The sequence below is a fragment of the Pseudomonas sp. GM33 genome (assembly GCF_000282295.1).
GTDB lineage: Bacteria > Pseudomonadota > Gammaproteobacteria > Pseudomonadales > Pseudomonadaceae > Aquipseudomonas > Aquipseudomonas laurylsulfatiphila.
The window spans coordinates 26,944-42,774 of record NZ_AKJO01000079.1; the positions used below are offsets into that span (position 1 = coordinate 26,944).

The window sequence follows — 15,831 nt, forward strand, 5'->3', positions numbered from 1 at the left end:
CAGCTCCTACAGGGATTTTGTCCGTTCGCGGCACTTGCGGCGTGTAGGAGCTGCCGCAGGCTGCGATCTTTTGATCTTGCTCGTTTTGGCTTTTGATCTTGCTAATATGCCCCCCACTCGAACAAGAACAGGGCTTGCCGCAATCCATGTCGGAAAAAGACACCATCTCCATCCAACTGGTGCGTGAAGCACTGTTGCAAAGCTGCGCGCCAGGCATCGACAAGGACGAGGTGTTGATCAAGGTCGGCATCGATCCGCAGCTGTTGGGTAACGCCGACGCCCGGGTTCCAGCCACCGCTTATGCGCGCCTGTGGCGATTGCTGGCACGGCGCGGGGATGACGAGTTTTTTGGCATGGACCCACGCAAACTCAAATCCGGCAGCTTCGCATTCCTGTGTCGCAGCGCCATGCTCCAACCCAACGTGGCGGCGGGACTGGCTGGCGGCTTGGCGTTTCTGTCGTTGATCCTCGAACACCTGCCGGCGCAGTTGGTGCGTCAGCAAAGCCTGGCGGAAATCGTCTTGCTCGAAGACGACAGGGAGCCACGCCGGGCCTTCACCTATTTCACTTACTGGATGATCGTCCACGGCGTTGCCTGCTGGCTGGCGGGGCGGCGGATTCCGATTCTGGCCATTGAACTGCGCTGTTCGAAACCGGATTTCTGCGATGACTATCAGGTGATGTTTTCCGAGAACCTGCGTTTCGACCGGCCGCGTACGCGGATGATTTTCTCCGCCGATTGCCTGGATCTGCCGATCAAGCGCAGCCCCGAAGAGCTCAAGCGATTCCTGGCCCTCGCACCGGCCAACATCCTGGTGAAGTACCGTGATTCGCAGAGCCTGGCCAGCCGGATCAAACACGATCTGCGTCACCTGCCGGCCGAGCACTGGCCGGAAACCGAGACCCTGGCGCAACGCCTGTGCATGTCGGCATCGACATTGCGCCGCCGGCTCGCCGAAGAAGGGCAAACCTATCAAGGTCTCAAGGACAGCGTGCGCAAGGAGCTGGCGATCGTCTGGCTGGCCGAGCCGGCGATCAGCTTCAGCGAAATCGCCACGCGGCTGGGGTTTGCTGACACCAGTTCGTTCTACAAGGCCTTTCGCAAGTGGGCGGGGTCAAATCCGGGGCATTACCGCAGCCTGATTCTCAATGACGTCCAGTAGATTCAGCGCCTGCCTGACCCTCTCTCGCTAGCGACTGCCAGTGGTCGACCCCGGCAGATTGAGGGTGCCGCTGTCGACGAAACGCATCGTATTGAATACCCCGCCCGAGAGCTTGCCGCGCAGGATATAAGGCATGTTGTTGAGGGTTTTCATCTGGCTGATGCCATAGGTCTGGCGGATGAACGAAAATGCCGAAACGCTGACCGGCACGCTCACGACAGTGTCGGAAAAACGCCCGATCTCGCCCCTCTGATCGCTGACGCCCGAGGCGAATGGCTGGCCGTTGATGTCCAGGTCCAGGGCGACGCCGCTGTAGGTGAGGTTGTTGTCATTGGGGTTTTGCACGCGGATTGTCACGGCAAAGCGTACTTCCATGCCCTCGCCCTGCAGGGGTTCGATACCCACGACGTTGATTTTCAGCGGGTCTCGATTGGGCAGCGAGGAGCAGGCGCTCAGGCAGAGCAGGAGGGAAATCAGGACCGCGTGAACGCTGCGCATGGACGTGCTCTCATCTGAAAAGGGCTGTACCGCCACCGGCTCAGCCCCTGAGCCCGTCCGGCGGTTTTACCGTGCAACCACCGCAGCCTTTGCGGGTTCATCCCTGGTGGTCACATCGGGGTTCTGCATCACCTGAAGCACGGAGGCCTCCGGATCGAATTCGTCTTCTTCCAGCTCGATGAACTCCTCAGGCAGGAAGATATTAAGAACGATAGCGCACAGCGCGCCGACGGTGATGGGCGATTCGAAAATGTTGTGCAGGGCCTTGGGCAGTTCACGCAGGACTTCCGGCACGGCGGCCACCCCCAGGCCCATGCCGATGGAAATCGCCACGATCAGCATGTTGCGCCGATGCAGGCCGGCCTCGGCGAGAATCTTGATCCCGGCCACGGCGACGGTGCCGAACATCACCAGCTCGGCGCCGCCCAGTACCGGTTTGGGCATCAGTTGCAGTACCGCGCCGATCATCGGGAACAGGCCCAGCACCACCAGGAAACCGGCAATGAAAAACGCCACGTAACGACTGGCCACGCCCGTGAGCTGGATCACCCCGTTGTTCTGGGCGAAGGTCACCATTGGCATGCTGTTGAACACCGCCGCCATGGCCGAGTTGAGGCCATCGGCGAGCAGGCCGGACTTGATCCGGCGTATGTACACCGGGCCTTTGACCGGTTGCCGGGAAATCATCGAGTTGGCCGTGAGGTCACCGGCGGCCTCCAATGGCGAAACGAGGAAGATCACCGCCACCGGAATGAACGCCACCCAATCAAAGGAAAAACCGTATTTGAACGGCACCGGTACGCTCATCAGCGGGACTTCGGGCAGGCCGTTGAAATCCACCTGGCCTGTGAGCCAGGCCACCCCGTAACCGAGAGTCAGACCGATGACAATCGCCCCCAGGCGCAGAAACGGCACATCGACCCGGTTCAACACCACGATGGTTCCCAGCACCAGCGCCGCCAGGGCCAGGTGACTGGCAGCCCCCAGGTCCTGGGCTCCGAAGCCGCCGGCGATGTCGGTCATGGCCACCTTGATCAGCGACAACCCCATCAGCGTGATGATCGTCCCGGTCACCACCGGGGTGATCAGCATGCGCAGTTTGCCGATGAACTGGCTCAACACCACTTCAATGAACGCGGCAAAAAAGCACACGCCGAAGATGGTCGAGAGAATCTCGTCGGTGCCACCACCCCGGGCCTTGACCATGAAGCCGGCGCTGAGAATCACACTGATGAACGAGAAACTGGTGCCTTGCAGGCACAACAGGCCCGAACCCACCGGACCAAAACGCCGCGCCTGGACGAAGGTGCCCAGGCCCGAGACGAACAGCGCCATGCTGATCAGATAGGGAATTTCGCTTTGCAGGCCCAGGGCGCTGCCCATGATCAGCGTCGGGGTGATGATGCCGACGAAACTCGCCAGCACGTGTTGCAGGGCGGCGAAGACAGTGGCGGTCAGGTGCGGACGGTCATCGAGGCCGTAGATCAGGTCATTGTTACGTGGCGCGGGGGCTTTTTCGGAGGCGGTCATGGTGGTTTGCGTGCCAGAAGGCGGGCCGGGTCAGAAAATGGAGGCGCAGGATGCCAGAACCGCCCGGCCACGGCAAAAGATCCTCCAGAACAGGGGCTTACGGACGCGGGGCGAACACCTCGGTGACGCTGCGTCGTTTGGCGTGCAATTGGCTGGCCTGGATCAGCTGTTCGAGGTCCTCGGGCGTGACGTCATAGAAGGCTTCCATGTCCGCCAGCGCCAGTTTCAGATCTTCGGCGGTGATGGCCTGACTGTCGACTGGCGGGTGATCGGCCGGAATCATGACGGTCGGTTCGCTGCTGCCCTTGGGGTAACGCACGCGGGTCAGATTGTTGTAGGCCAGGGCGCAGAACAGCATCGTCGCTGCGCTGAGCATGACCGGCTCAATGGCTTTCCAGTCCATGGCAATGGTCACCGGGTCGGCCAGCACCAGGGTCAGGGCCAACGCCCCGGCCGGTGGATGCAGGCAGCGCAACCAACACATCAGCAACACCGCCATGCCCGCCGCCAGACAGGCGCTCCCCAAGGTTCGACCCAACACATGGGCCACCAGCAGCGCAATCACTGCGGCACACAAGTAGCCACCCAGAATCGACCAGGGCTGTGCGAGCGCTCCTGACGACACGGCAAACAACAGCACCGCCGAGGCCCCGAGCGGGCCGATCAGGTGCTGGGCCACTTCGATGCCAAACACCTGGCTACAGAGCCAGACGCTGAGCAGCGTGCCCAAGGCCATGCCGATGGCGGCACGGCTCCATTCGGTGGGGCGGGTGTTGATGGCGACGGGCAACCAGCGGGCAAGCATTGCGAGAAAACTCCGGCAGAAAAAAGCGAGGTAAAAAAAGGGCTTAGCTGGGAAACCCAGTAAGCCCTTGAAGGTGTTCCCACTGTTGGGGGAGGAACAGGCACAGTGTGCCGTTCAATCCAGCTACTGACAAATTCATATTAATGAGCTTTCAGTGCATTAATTTTGCTTTAAGTGGCCCGTCGGCCACTCATGTAGCAGAGCAGGCCGCCTAGCGCTGCGAGTGCACTCAAGGCATAAAACATCGTCGGCGCCGGGCTGTGCATCAGCATGAAGCCGCAAATCACCGGGCTCACCGCGCCGCCTAGCGCAGCAAGGTTTTGCGCGCCGTAGTAACTGCCGCGCAATTCTTCCGGAGCCAGGGTGTCGACAAAGAGAAACTCGGCCGGGTAAATAATCATTTCACCCAGGGTGAAGATGAACATGGCCACGCACCAGCTCACCAGGCTGTCCGCCAGGCTGAAGCCGATCAGGCCGAGGATGAACAGGCCGGTGCCGGCCACAATCCACTGGCGCAATTGTTCACGTTTGAGAAAACGCCCGACCTGGTATTGCAACAGGATCACGCTGATGGCGTTGCAGGCGAGCAGGGCGGCCATGATTTCCATGGTGTGCTGGGGATTACTGGTCACCAGCAGGTACTGCGACAGGTAAAAGGTAAATCGCCCGTGCACCACGGTGCTGAGCAGGCAACCGGCGGTGAACAGGATCAGGGTGCGGTCGTTTTTCAGGGTGATTAGGGTTTTCAGAAAACTCTGCGCCTGACCGGCAAGAGGCGCCTTGGCCGGATCCGCGGAAATGCCGGTCATCAGGAAAATACTGAAAAAAGCGATGGCCGCCGCGATCAGGAAAGGCGCACTGGCAAAGGCGCCGGCAATCAGCACGCCAAGCATCGGCCCGACCGCGTAGCCAATGTTGGTCAGCGTATAGCTCAAGGAAAACGCCTTGGCTCGCTGACCCACGGGCAGGTTGTCGCTGAGAATGGCTTTCGAACCGATCAGGAACAGCGCCGAGGCGGTTTCGGTGACGATCAGGGTGATCGTGGTCAAGTAGAGGTTTTCGGCAAAGGTCAGCAACAGCAGGCCGACCGCGCTGGAGGCCATCGACAGCACAAGCAGTCGGCGTTTTTCGAAACGATCGATGATGTAGCCGCCGTAGAGGGAGAGCAGGGTGGCGACGAACACTGCAATGCCGAGCAGCAGACCAACGTCCTGTTGGTTAAGGCCAAGCTTGTCGCTGACGAACAACGTGAGTAACGGGCTGGTGATGGCGCGGCTGACGACGATGGTCAGCGAGCAGATCAGCAGGCGGCGGATGAGGGGGGAATAACGGGTCACGGCGTGAATGTCCTTATTCGATCGGGCCGGCATCAGCCCAAGGTCAGCGCTACTCTAGCAGTCGGACACCCGCTCGTTGCTACGGAATTACTTGAGGTGCAGCAGCACGAAGTCATTCTTGTCGAAACGCCCGCTCAACACGGGTGGCAAGCCACCGATAGCCGAGCCTTGCAGTGCCTTGTAGACGTTCAGGTCCATCATCAGCCACGCCGGGCCCTCGAGGGCGTCAAGTTCCTGGGGGGAATCGGTGAACTCCGGTTGCAGGCCTTGATTGATGTTGACCATGAACTTGATGGCTTTGGCATCCTTGCCCATCGCGTGCATCACCAGGGGTGCGGGGTCCTTTTGCACGAGTTCAAACGCTTCGTGGCTGAAGGTCCGGGTATCGTAAAGCTGTCGCTGGATGGGCTCGAACTGCAGGATGTATAACGACCACAGTGCCAGGACCGCGCAAAGAGCGAGAATCTGTGCACGCCAGCGGGGTTGCTTGAACGCTGCCACGGCGACTGTTTGCAGCACGCCGAGAATGATGAACAACGAAGTGAGGTGAGCGACGTCTTCGGGGAATCTGCGCTGTACCACCAGCAAGGTCACGATCAGCAGCCCCGGGATCAGCAGCCATAAGCCCTGCATCAATACGCGCAGCCAACTGAACAACCGACCCTGCACGGCGTAGAACGGGTAAGCCGCAATGATTGCCGCCATGGGCAGCATCGGCAGCAGGTAACGGGCCTTTTTCGCTTGCGGGACGGAAAGGCCGACCATCACGATCAACCCGGCGGCTGCGCAGTACAGCGTCAGGCGCAATGCCGGGCCTGACTGTTGTCGACCGGAAGCTGCGACCGTCACCAGCGCCAGCACTGCCAACGGCCAGGCCAGTGCGTAATTGCCCATCGAGCTGGTGAAGTAATACAACAGTTCGTTGGAGCCTTCGCTGCCGTCCATGCGTCCCATGAACTGCATGCGAATCACGTCCTGCAAGAAGGCCGGGCCGCCGCTGACGTCGGCCAGCCACAGCAACAGACCGACACACACCGCCAACAGCACCGATGCCAGCAATCCGAAGACAAACAGCCGCCGCCATTGGCGATTGACCAGAAAATAGCTGCAGAGCATCCCCGCAGGAATCACCAGGCCGATGGGGCCGCGAATCCAGAAGCCCAGCATCAGCAAGGCAAAGATCAGGCCCCGGCGCCGTGGTGCCGCAAAGTGATCGGCGACATAACCCAGGTAGAACACGCTGAACGCGACGGCCGCCAGCATCAGGTCGAGGGAAACGGCGCGGGTTTCGGTGATGAAGGTGTTGGTCAACAGCATCAGGGCGATGCTCAGCAGCGCCCAGCGCGTGGAGTAGGGCGCCAGCAGGCGGTACATCAAGGTGACGATGACCGCTGCGGCGATGGCGCTCGGCAGCCACGCGGTCAGGCTGGTGACCTGGCCGAGCGGCAGTGAAAGCAGCCAGATGAATACCGTTGAAAGGCCCGAGTAGTCTGCGTAGGGCTGGCCGTAGGTCGTCGGAAAAAAAGACGGTCCGTTGCGCAGCATCTCCTGGGCGAACAGCACGAAGCGCGAATCGAAGCCGATGGCCGGCTGCTGGTACATCCCGGCGCAGAACAACACCAGCGCCAACAGACCCAGCGCGAGGGACTGTCGGCGCAAGTGGGGGAACATGACGTTTAAGCGACCACTGATTCGGTCAGCCATTGCTGGTAAGGCATCGGCAACTTGCGCGACTCACCCCGACCAATCGGGAAGTAGGTAAAGCCGATGCGCGCCAGTCGGTCCGCGTCGTACAGGTTACGGCCATCGAAGATCACCGGGGCGTTGAGGCGTTGGCGGATAAACTCGAAGTCCGGTGCCTTGAACTGTTGCCATTCGGTGCAGATGATCAGCGCATCGGCGCCGGACAAGACTGACTCCGGCGTCCCCATGAGCATCAGTTTCGACTCATCCGGGTACAGCTTCTGGGTTTCCTGCATGGCTTCCGGATCGAACGCACGGACATTCGCCCCGGCGGCCCACAACGATTCGAGCAATACCCGGCTCGGTGCGTCGCGCATGTCGTCGGTATTGGGTTTGAAGGCCAGGCCCCAGACGGCAAAGGTCTTGCCACGCAGGTCGCCCTTGTAGAACGCGTTGATGCGCTCGAACAGCTTGTGCTTTTGCCGCTCGTTGATGGCTTCCACCGCTTGCAGCAGGTCGCTGGAGCAATGGGCCTCTTCGGCGCTGTGGATCAGGGCGCGCATGTCCTTGGGGAAGCACGAGCCACCGTAGCCGCAACCGGGGTAGATGAAGTGGTAGCCGATACGCGAGTCGGCGCCGATGCCCAGGCGTACCGATTCGATGTCTGCACCCAGGTGTTCGGCCAGTTCGGCGATCTGGTTGATGAAGCTGATCTTGGTCGCCAGCATGCAGTTGGCGGCGTATTTGGTCAGCTCGGCGCTGCGCAGGTCCATGAACATGATGCGTTCGTGGTTGCGGTTGAACGGCGAGTACAGGTCACGCATCACCTCACGCACTTCATCGCGTTCGCAGCCGATGACGATACGGTCCGGGCGCCGGCAGTCGGCCACGGCAGAACCTTCTTTCAGGAACTCCGGGTTGGAGACGATATCGAACTGCAATACACGCCCGACGCTGAGCAGGCATTTGTCGATGTGTGCACGCAAGGCGTCGCCGGTGCCGACCGGGACGGTGGATTTCTCCACCAGGATCGCCGGCTGCTCGCGATGACGCGCCACGGCTTCGCCCACCGACATCACGTAGCGCAAGTCCGCCGAGCCGTCTTCCCGAGAGGGAGTACCGACGGCGATGAACAGGACCTGCCCGTGCTGGACGGCGAATTTTTCATCGCAGGTGAACTGCAACCGCTTGGCGTCAAGGCCTTCGCGTACCAGGCTGGCCAGGCCAGGTTCGAAAATGCTCACGTGTCCCTGTTGGAGCAGTTCGACTTTCTTCTCGTCAACGTCCATGCAGACCACGTCGTGGCCGACTTCCGCCAATACCGCTGCCTGCACCAGGCCAACATAACCGCTACCAAACACACTGATTTTCATGGGGCACTCCTTGATTCGGGCGCACGAGCAGGTCGGGAATTGATGGTAATGACGCCGAGGATGACCAATGCCACGCCAAGGCTTTTTGTAAGGCTGAACGCTTCGCTGAACAGCGGCAGGCTGGCGGCCAGCAGGTACACCAGCGCGTAGCTGATGCTCAGCAACGAGTAGGCACGGCCCAGGGGCAGGTCCCGCAGGGCGGCGAGCCAGCACAGCATCGACGAGGCGTAGGCGAGGATGGCCAGGAGCACCACGGCAACGGCTGTCAGGTCGATGTGCGCGCTGAGCCACTGTTCTGGCGATGGCAGGTGGCTCATGCTCCAGCGCATGCCCAATTGGGCGGCGCTGACCAGTAGCACACTGCCCAGTGCGAAGGTGATACCACGCCTGCGGTTCATGCGTGTTGCCCCAACAGAGCCACGCCACCGATCACCAATGCCACGCCGACCCAGTGGCGGCGGTCGATGGTTTCGTGGAACACGAAACGCGCAACAAGGGTGATCAGCACGAAGTTCAGGCTCAGCATCGGATAGGCAATCCCGACTTCCAGGCGTTGCAGCACCAGCAGCCATACCAGCAGGCCCAGGCCCAATGCAGCCAGAGCCAGCCAAAGCCAGGGCGAGCGCAGTTTGTCCATCCACCCGGAAGGTTTGCCGCGCCAGCTTTCCACCGCATATTTCTGGGCGATCTGGCCCAGGCAGGTCAGCAGGCAGGCGACCAGCAGCAATAGCAGGCTCATGGTGCCGCCTGAGGGATAATCAAAATCACCAGGTTGCCTTGTTCATAGCGCTTGCCCTCTTTGGGCAACTGTTCGAGTTCACGCAGCTCTTCCTCACCCTTGACCCGCATCACCACACCGACCGAGCCTTGCTGACGGGCATCGTGCATCCACTGTTGCACTTGGTCCGGGTCGACGCGCTGCTTAAGCGAATCAGGATAGGCAAGGCCATATTTCAATTCGCCTATCGTGTTGAAAAAAGCCACTTGCGGCCGTTTCATCCGCCAGGACAGCGCCGAAGCGGCGCCCAGGTCGTTGCTCAGCAATTTGACGCTCTGGCCCAGTTCCTGGGCGTGATCGAGGATGAACTGGTCAGGTGTTTTATTGGCGACCACGGAATTGGGCAGACCGGCAGGCAACAGGCCGGCGAACAGCAGGCTGCCAAAGGCCGGGGCGGCCCAGCACTGCAACGGGCGGAAGGCCTGCAGCAGGTTGGCCATGATCCAGCCGATCAAACCGATGAACACCAACACCAGGTTGTGCAGTTCATGATCGTAGATCGGCTTTTTCAGTTGCACGTAAACCAGGGCCAGCAGGGTCACCACGCCCACCACCAGGTTCAGCAGTCCGTTGATGCCCAGCACGCGGCCTTGTTCGAGCTTCAACCGGTCAGCCAGCGCATGGCCGAGCAACAAGGCCAGGGGTAACAGGCACGGCAGGATGTAGGCCGGCAGTTTGCCTTTGCTCAGGCTGAAGAAGATCAATGGCATCCACAGCCACAGCAGCAGGAAGCCGATACCGGACTGGCGTCGGGTCTGCCAGGCTTGCTTGAGCGCGGGCGGCAACAAGGCAACCCACGGCATGCTGAACGCCACCAGCAGCGGCAGGTAGTACCACCAGGGGGCGTTATGCTGGGCGTCGTCCCCGGCAAAGCGGCGGATGTGTTCGTGCCAGAAGAAAAACCGCCAGTAGTCGGGCTCCTGGGCGTGCACAGCCAGTGCCCATGGCAGGCTGACGGCGATGGCGACCACGACCGCCACCGGGCCGTAGACCAGCAGTTCACGCCAGCGCTTTTGCCAGATCACCCAGGGCAGGGCGATCAACACGGGCAGCAACCAGGCCAGGAAACCCTTGGTGAGGAAACCCATGCCACAGGCCAGGCCCAGCACCGCCCACGCCACCAGCCGTTGACGGCGGCCGACGCTGTCCAGCGCAAACCACAAGGCGACCAAGCTGAGATTGACCCAGAAGGTGAATTGCGGATCGAGGTTGGCGTACCCGGCCTGCCCGGCGATGACCGTAAAGCTCATGTAGAGCAAGGCGCAGGCGAAACTCTTGCGCGGTTCGTTCCACAGGCGGCGGGCGATCAGGTAGCACAGCAGCACGCTCAAGCCGGTGCTCAGGGCAGAAGCGAAGCGCACCCCGAAAAGGTTCTGACCGAACAACGCCTGCCCGAGGGCAATCATCCAGTAGCCGGCCGCCGGTTTTTCAAAATAGCGTACGTCCATGAAGTGCGGCGATACCCAGTTGCCGCTCAGGAGCATGCCCTGGCTGATCTGGGCGTAGCGGGTTTCGTCGGGAATCCACAAGCCATGACTGCCCATTGGCAGCAGGTACGCCAGCGCCATCATGGTCAGCAATATCGGCAAAGCCCAGCGTTTGCTCATGCGCCTTGCACTCCCAGCCAGCCTTCGCGACCTTCGAGCGCACCGCGTACCACACGGCCGACCGGCAGACTGTCAGGGGCCTGGGGCAACAAGTCGCCCAGGGGTTGAAAACGGATGTCCCGCTGACGCGCATCGCTCAGCAGTTGACGGAAATCGTTGGCCATCAGAATCCCTTCTACCTCGGCATGGATCGTGTAGACATTGAGTTTTTCCGGAGTGAACCGGTCCAGGATGAACCTGTTGAAGTCCTTGGCGGCGACGCTCGGTCCGACCACCTCGTCGAAGGTCGGCAGGTCCACCGGAATTTGTGGTGCGCCCAGGCAACCATTGGCCAATCGCGGCTGGAACAGGCTCTGGCCACGGCAATCGCTGTTGTAGCGAAAGCCAAACCCTTGCTTGGCCTCGATCACACGCTCATCGGCACGCCAGCCGGCGGAGGCCGAGCAGGTGATCTTTTCCCCGAGAATGTCGCTGAGGGTGTCCACGCCACGGCGTATCTGGTCGACCAGTTGTGCATCGCTCCAACGCCCGGCATTGGCTTGCCAGCCGTGGTGGTCCCAGGCGTGCAGGCCGACTTCATGCCCGGCGTCCCGGGCCTGACGCATCAAGTGCCCCAGGTCGCGGCCGATCGGTTTTCCGGGCCATGCGGTGCCCGCCAGCAGAATGTCCCAGCCATACAGGCCGGCTGCATTGGAGCGAAGCATTTTCCAGAGAAACTGTGGACGGATGAGGCGCCACAAATGGCGCCCCATGTTGTCCGGCCCGACACTGAAGAAGAACGTCGCCTTGACCTGTGCTTCATCAAGGATTTCCAGCAACCGGGGCACCCCTTCACGGGTGCCTCGGTAAGTGTCGACATCGATCCGCAGTCCCGCCTGCATCAGTGCTTGTCCGCGATTTCGAGCATGGCTTCACGCAAGAAGAAATCCAGGGTGTTGCCGATGGTTTCGCTCATCTCGACGGTCGGCGTCCAGTCCAGCAGGCGCTTGGCGTTGGCGATGCTCGGTTTGCGATGGGACACGTCCTGGTAACCGGTGCCGTAGAACGCCTTGCTCTCGATATCGCGGAAGCCGGCGAACGGAGGGAAGTTGGCGCGCAGCGGGTGAGCTTCGAACTGGCGCAGCAGCTCTTCGCCCAGTTGACGGATGCTGGCTTCGTTCTCCGGGTTGCCGATGTTGATGATCTGGCCGTTGCAGACATCGTTGTCGTTGTCGATGATCCGTGCCAGGGCTTCCACACCGTCGGCGATGTCGGTGAAGCAGCGTTTTTGCTCGCCGCCGTCGAACAGGCGAATCGGCGTGCCTTCCACCAGGTTCAGGATCAGCTGGGTAATCGCCCGGGAGCTGCCGATACGGGCCGAGTCCAGGCGGTCCAGACGTGGGCCCATCCAGTTGAATGGACGGAACAGGGTGAAGTTCAGGCCCTTCTGGCCGTAAGCCCAGATGACGCGGTCAAGCAATTGCTTGGAGACCGAGTAGATCCAGCGCTGCTTGTTGATCGGGCCGACCACCAGGTTGGAGCTGTCTTCGTCGAAGTTCGGGTCCTGGCACATGCCATAGACTTCCGAGGTCGACGGGAAGATCACGCGTTTGTTGTACTTGACGCAGTAGCGAACCAGTTTCAGGTTTTCTTCGAAGTCCAGTTCGAATACGCGCAGCGGGTTGCGGGTGTATTCGATTGGCGTGGCGATGGCCACGAGCGGCAGCACCACGTCGCACTTCTTGATGTGGTATTCGATCCACTCGGAGTGGATGCTGATGTCGCCTTCGACGAAGTGGAAGTTCGGGTGGCTGCGCAGGCGATCGATGGCGTCCGAACCGATGTCCAGGCCGTAGACTTCGTAGCGGTCGTCGCGCAGCAGGCGCTCGGACAAGTGGTTGCCGATGAAGCCGTTGACGCCGAGGATCAGCACGCGGGTACGACGCGGGGCACGACCGGATTCGGCACCGCGCAGCACGGAACCGTCCACCAGGCCCAGTTCGTTGGCCAGTTGCGGACCGCTCAGGTACAGGCCGTTGTCGTTGCGCTGGCCGGCGTTGATGATCAGCGAGTCTTGACCGCAGGCGATGCGCAGCGGATCGACGCTGATCACACGGCCAGGCGCCTGGCCTTCGTTGCCCTTGGCGACTTCGGCGCTCCAGACAATCAGCTTGTGCTCGCCTACCGCGCAGAAGGCGCCCGGGTACGGCTGGGTCACGGCGCGCACCAGGTTGAACAGTTCTTCGGCCGGCTTGGCCCAGACCAGTTTGCCGTCAGCCGGCGTGCGGCGGCCGAACACCGTAGCCTTGGATTCGTCCTGTGGTGTTTCGCTGACTTTGCCTTGCAGCAGCGCCGGCAAGGTATCGCGCAACAGATCGGCGGCCGCCGTGCGCAGTTTTCCGTGCAGGCTCAGCGCCGTGTCGCTGCGCTCGATTGCAACTTTTTGCTGGGCAACGATGGCGCCGGCATCGGCACGCTTGACCATGCGGTGCAGGGTCACGCCGGTTTCGGTTTCGCCGTTGACCAGCACCCAGTTGGCCGGTGCGCGACCACGGTAGCGCGGCAGCAGCGAACCGTGCAGGTTGAACGCACCGTTGCGCGCCGTGGCCAGCAGCGGCTCGCTCAGCAGGTTGCGGTAGTAGAAGGAGAAAATGTAGTCGGGATCGAGCTTGGCGATACGTTCGATCCACAACGGGTGGTTGGCGTCCTCCGGTGCATGCACGGCAATGCCGTGGCGGGCGCACAGCTGCGCGACGGAGCCGTAGAAGGCGTTCTCCTTCGGATCGTCGGCGTGGGTGAACACCGCAGCGATCTCGAAACCCGAGGAGAGCAGGGACTCGATGCCGGCACAGCCAATATCGTGATAGGCGAAGACAACAGCTTTTGCACTCATGAAGGAACCTGATCTGAAGAAGTGGAAGTAAGGCCGTCGACGGTGACAACGGAAGCAGGGGAGGCGGGCTGGCTGCGCAGCACCTTTTCAATGAAGAAGCGCGGGCGTGCGCGCACATCGCTGTACATGCGGCCCAGGTATTCACCCAACAGACCCATGCCGATGAATTGCCCACCGGTGAAGACGAACAGCACGGCGAACAGGACGAAGGTACCGCCACCGGCCCAACCGGCGCCGAACACCAGGCGCAGCAGGACCAGGGCGATGGCGAACAGCATGCCCAGGGCCGCCATGCCGACGCCGACGATGCTCAGCAGTCGCAGGGGCGTGGTGGTCATGCAGGTGACCAGATCGAACATCAGGTTGATCAGGCGCATCGGGCTGTACTTGGAATCGCCGTGTTCACGCTCGGCGTGGGTCACGAGGATTTCAGTGGTGTGGCGGGCAAAGCTGTTGGCCAGGATCGGAATGAAGGTGCTGCGTTCACGGCAGGCGAGCATCGCGTCGACGATGGTGCGTCGGTAGGCGCGCAGCATGCAGCCGTAGTCGCTCATGGCCACGCCGGTGGAGCGTTGCACGGCGAGGTTGATCAACTTTGATGGCCAGCGGCGCAACGCCGAGTCCTGGCGGTTGTTGCGCACCGTCGCGACGACGTCATAACCCAGCTCGGCCTGTTCGATCAGGCGCGGGATTTCTTCGGGCGGGTTTTGCAGGTCGGCATCGAGCGTGATGACGACATCGCCCTTGCACTGTTCGAAACCGGCCATGATCGCCGCGTGCTGGCCGTAGTTGCGGTTGAGGATGACGGCCACCACCGGGCTGCCTTCGCGGGACGCGGCGTCTTCCAGGATCTGTGCGGAGTCGTCGCGGCTGCCGTCGTCAACCAGTACGATTTCGTAGGCATGGTGCAACTGCTGGCAGGCTGCTTCGGTGCGACGAAGCAACTCCGGCAGGCTGTCCTGTTCGTTGTAGACCGGAATGACGATCGACACGAAGTTGATTGGGTAAGGTCTCAAAGGCTTCTATCCATGCAGTTTTCAATGGCGCCGACGACGCGCTGGACATCATCGGTGGTCATGTCGGGGAACAACGGGATCGAACACAGCCGTGCCGAATTCCATTCGGTGTTGGGCAGGTACAGGTTGGGGTAGCGCTGGCGGTAGTAGGTGTGCAAATGGGTGGCAATGAAGTGAATGCCGGTGCCGATATTCTGCTCCTGGAGGGCTTTCATGAACGCTTCGCGATCCAGCCCGCACTGCTCGGCATCAATACGCAGGATGAACAGATGCCAGGCGTGTTGTTGCGAATAAGCGGGGACGGCCAGCGGTTGTACCGGCAAGCCTTCCAGGCGCTGCAAGTAGGTCTGTGCCAGCTGAGTGCGCTTGGCGTTGATTTCGTCCAGGCGTTCCAGTTGCACCAGGGCGATGGCTGCGTTGATGTCGGCCAGGTTGTACTTGAATCCGGGCTCGACCACTTGGGCCTGGGGCTTGCGGCCGTGGGTCAGGCGGTCGTAGGCATCGACCCCCAGCCCGTGAAACTTGAGCATGCGTACCCGAGAGGCCAGGGCCTCATCGTCGCTGACGAACATCGCGCCCTCGGCGCAGGTCATGTTCTTGATCGCGTGGAACGAGAAGATGGCCGTGCCTTTGGCGCCGACGTGACGACCTTTGTAGAACGTGCCTGCGGCGTGGGCGGCGTCTTCGATCACGGCAATGCCGTGTTTGTCGGCCAGCGCATAGAGCGGATCGAGATCGAATGCCGCACCGGCGTAATGCACCGGGATGATGGCTTTGGTGCGCGGCGTGATCGCAGCTTCAATCATGGCCACGTCGGTCATCAGCGTGTTGCGGTCAACGTCGACGAACACCGGCGTGGCACCCAGCAGGGTGATCATGTTGGCGGTGGAAACCCAGGTCTGCGACGGCGTAATGACTTCATCGCCGGGACCGATGCCCAATGCCAGCAGCGTGATATGCATGCCGCCGGTGGCCGAGGACAGTGCCACGGCATGTCGGCAACCGACGTAGTTGGCAAAGTGTTCTTCCAGTGCCTGGTTCTTCGGCCCGGTAGTGATCCACCCGGAACGCAATACTTGCTCGACGGCGGCGATTTCTTCGTCACCGATACCGGGACGGGAGAAAGGGAGAAACGCCTGACTCATGGGCACCTCAGGGGCTGTCAACGT

At 61.3% G+C, this 15,831-nt stretch carries 14 protein-coding genes; 1 reads left to right on the forward strand and 13 read right to left on the reverse strand.

Going from position 1 to position 15,831, the window contains the following annotated elements; translation table 11 throughout:
* The first annotated feature begins 146 nt into the window (after positions 1–146).
* A complete protein-coding gene (locus PMI26_RS16325; RefSeq protein WP_007974287.1) occupies positions 147–1,163 on the forward strand; it encodes an AraC family transcriptional regulator in 1,017 nt (338 codons plus the stop codon).
* Positions 1,164–1,190: 27 nt separating this feature from the next.
* Here PMI26_RS16325 and PMI26_RS16320 read toward each other — a convergent pair whose 3' ends face one another.
* From PMI26_RS16320 to arnB, 13 genes are all read right to left on the reverse strand, one after another.
* Complete coding sequence (locus tag PMI26_RS16320) at positions 1,191–1,661, reverse strand: LEA type 2 family protein (protein WP_007974288.1); 471 nt, start codon at positions 1,659–1,661, stop codon at positions 1,191–1,193.
* Between the two features lie 66 nt (positions 1,662–1,727).
* On the reverse strand, positions 1,728–3,191 hold the full coding sequence (locus PMI26_RS16315; protein ID WP_007974290.1) for a nucleobase:cation symporter-2 family protein: 1,464 nt from the start codon (positions 3,189–3,191) through the stop codon (positions 1,728–1,730).
* Between the two features lie 97 nt (positions 3,192–3,288).
* On the reverse strand, positions 3,289–3,996 hold the full coding sequence (locus PMI26_RS16310) for an HPP family protein (RefSeq protein WP_007974292.1): 708 nt from the start codon (positions 3,994–3,996) through the stop codon (positions 3,289–3,291).
* 170 nt (positions 3,997–4,166) lie between these two features.
* Entirely contained in the window at positions 4,167–5,333 is a 1,167-nt protein-coding gene (locus tag PMI26_RS16305) for an MFS transporter (RefSeq protein ID WP_007974293.1), read from the reverse strand.
* 87 nt (positions 5,334–5,420) lie between these two features.
* On the reverse strand, positions 5,421–7,004 hold the full coding sequence (locus PMI26_RS16300) for an ArnT family glycosyltransferase (RefSeq protein WP_007974294.1): 1,584 nt from the start codon (positions 7,002–7,004) through the stop codon (positions 5,421–5,423).
* 5 nt (positions 7,005–7,009) lie between these two features.
* Entirely contained in the window at positions 7,010–8,389 is a 1,380-nt protein-coding gene (locus PMI26_RS16295) for a UDP-glucose dehydrogenase family protein (RefSeq protein WP_007974295.1), read from the reverse strand.
* Positions 8,386–8,787 carry a 4-amino-4-deoxy-L-arabinose-phosphoundecaprenol flippase subunit ArnF gene (gene arnF / locus PMI26_RS16290; protein WP_007974296.1) on the reverse strand — a complete coding sequence of 134 codons (402 nt, stop codon included), beginning with the start codon at positions 8,785–8,787 and terminating at the stop codon, positions 8,386–8,388. Before arnF ends, PMI26_RS16295 begins: the two co-directional genes overlap by 4 nt.
* On the reverse strand, positions 8,784–9,128 hold the full coding sequence (arnE, locus tag PMI26_RS16285; RefSeq protein ID WP_007974297.1) for a 4-amino-4-deoxy-L-arabinose-phosphoundecaprenol flippase subunit ArnE: 345 nt from the start codon (positions 9,126–9,128) through the stop codon (positions 8,784–8,786). The genes arnF and arnE overlap by 4 nt, the downstream gene beginning before the upstream one ends.
* Positions 9,125–10,774 carry a lipid IV(A) 4-amino-4-deoxy-L-arabinosyltransferase gene (gene arnT, locus PMI26_RS16280; protein WP_007974298.1) on the reverse strand — a complete coding sequence of 550 codons (1,650 nt, stop codon included), beginning with the start codon at positions 10,772–10,774 and terminating at the stop codon, positions 9,125–9,127. The genes arnE and arnT overlap by 4 nt, the downstream gene beginning before the upstream one ends.
* Positions 10,771–11,655, reverse strand: a complete 885-nt coding sequence (arnD, locus tag PMI26_RS16275; protein WP_007974299.1) for a 4-deoxy-4-formamido-L-arabinose-phosphoundecaprenol deformylase — start codon at positions 11,653–11,655, stop codon at positions 10,771–10,773. Before arnD ends, arnT begins: the two co-directional genes overlap by 4 nt.
* Complete coding sequence (gene arnA, locus PMI26_RS16270; protein WP_007974301.1) at positions 11,655–13,646, reverse strand: bifunctional UDP-4-amino-4-deoxy-L-arabinose formyltransferase/UDP-glucuronic acid oxidase ArnA; 1,992 nt, start codon at positions 13,644–13,646, stop codon at positions 11,655–11,657. The genes arnD and arnA overlap by 1 nt, the downstream gene beginning before the upstream one ends.
* Positions 13,643–14,662, reverse strand: a complete 1,020-nt coding sequence (arnC, locus tag PMI26_RS16265) for an undecaprenyl-phosphate 4-deoxy-4-formamido-L-arabinose transferase (protein WP_007974303.1) — start codon at positions 14,660–14,662, stop codon at positions 13,643–13,645. The genes arnA and arnC overlap by 4 nt, the downstream gene beginning before the upstream one ends.
* The gene (gene arnB / locus PMI26_RS16260; protein ID WP_007974306.1) at positions 14,659–15,807 is read right to left on the reverse strand and encodes a UDP-4-amino-4-deoxy-L-arabinose aminotransferase; all 1,149 of its coding nucleotides are present in this window, start codon (positions 15,805–15,807) and stop codon (positions 14,659–14,661) included. Before arnB ends, arnC begins: the two co-directional genes overlap by 4 nt.
* Positions 15,808–15,831: the final 24 nt, after the last annotated feature.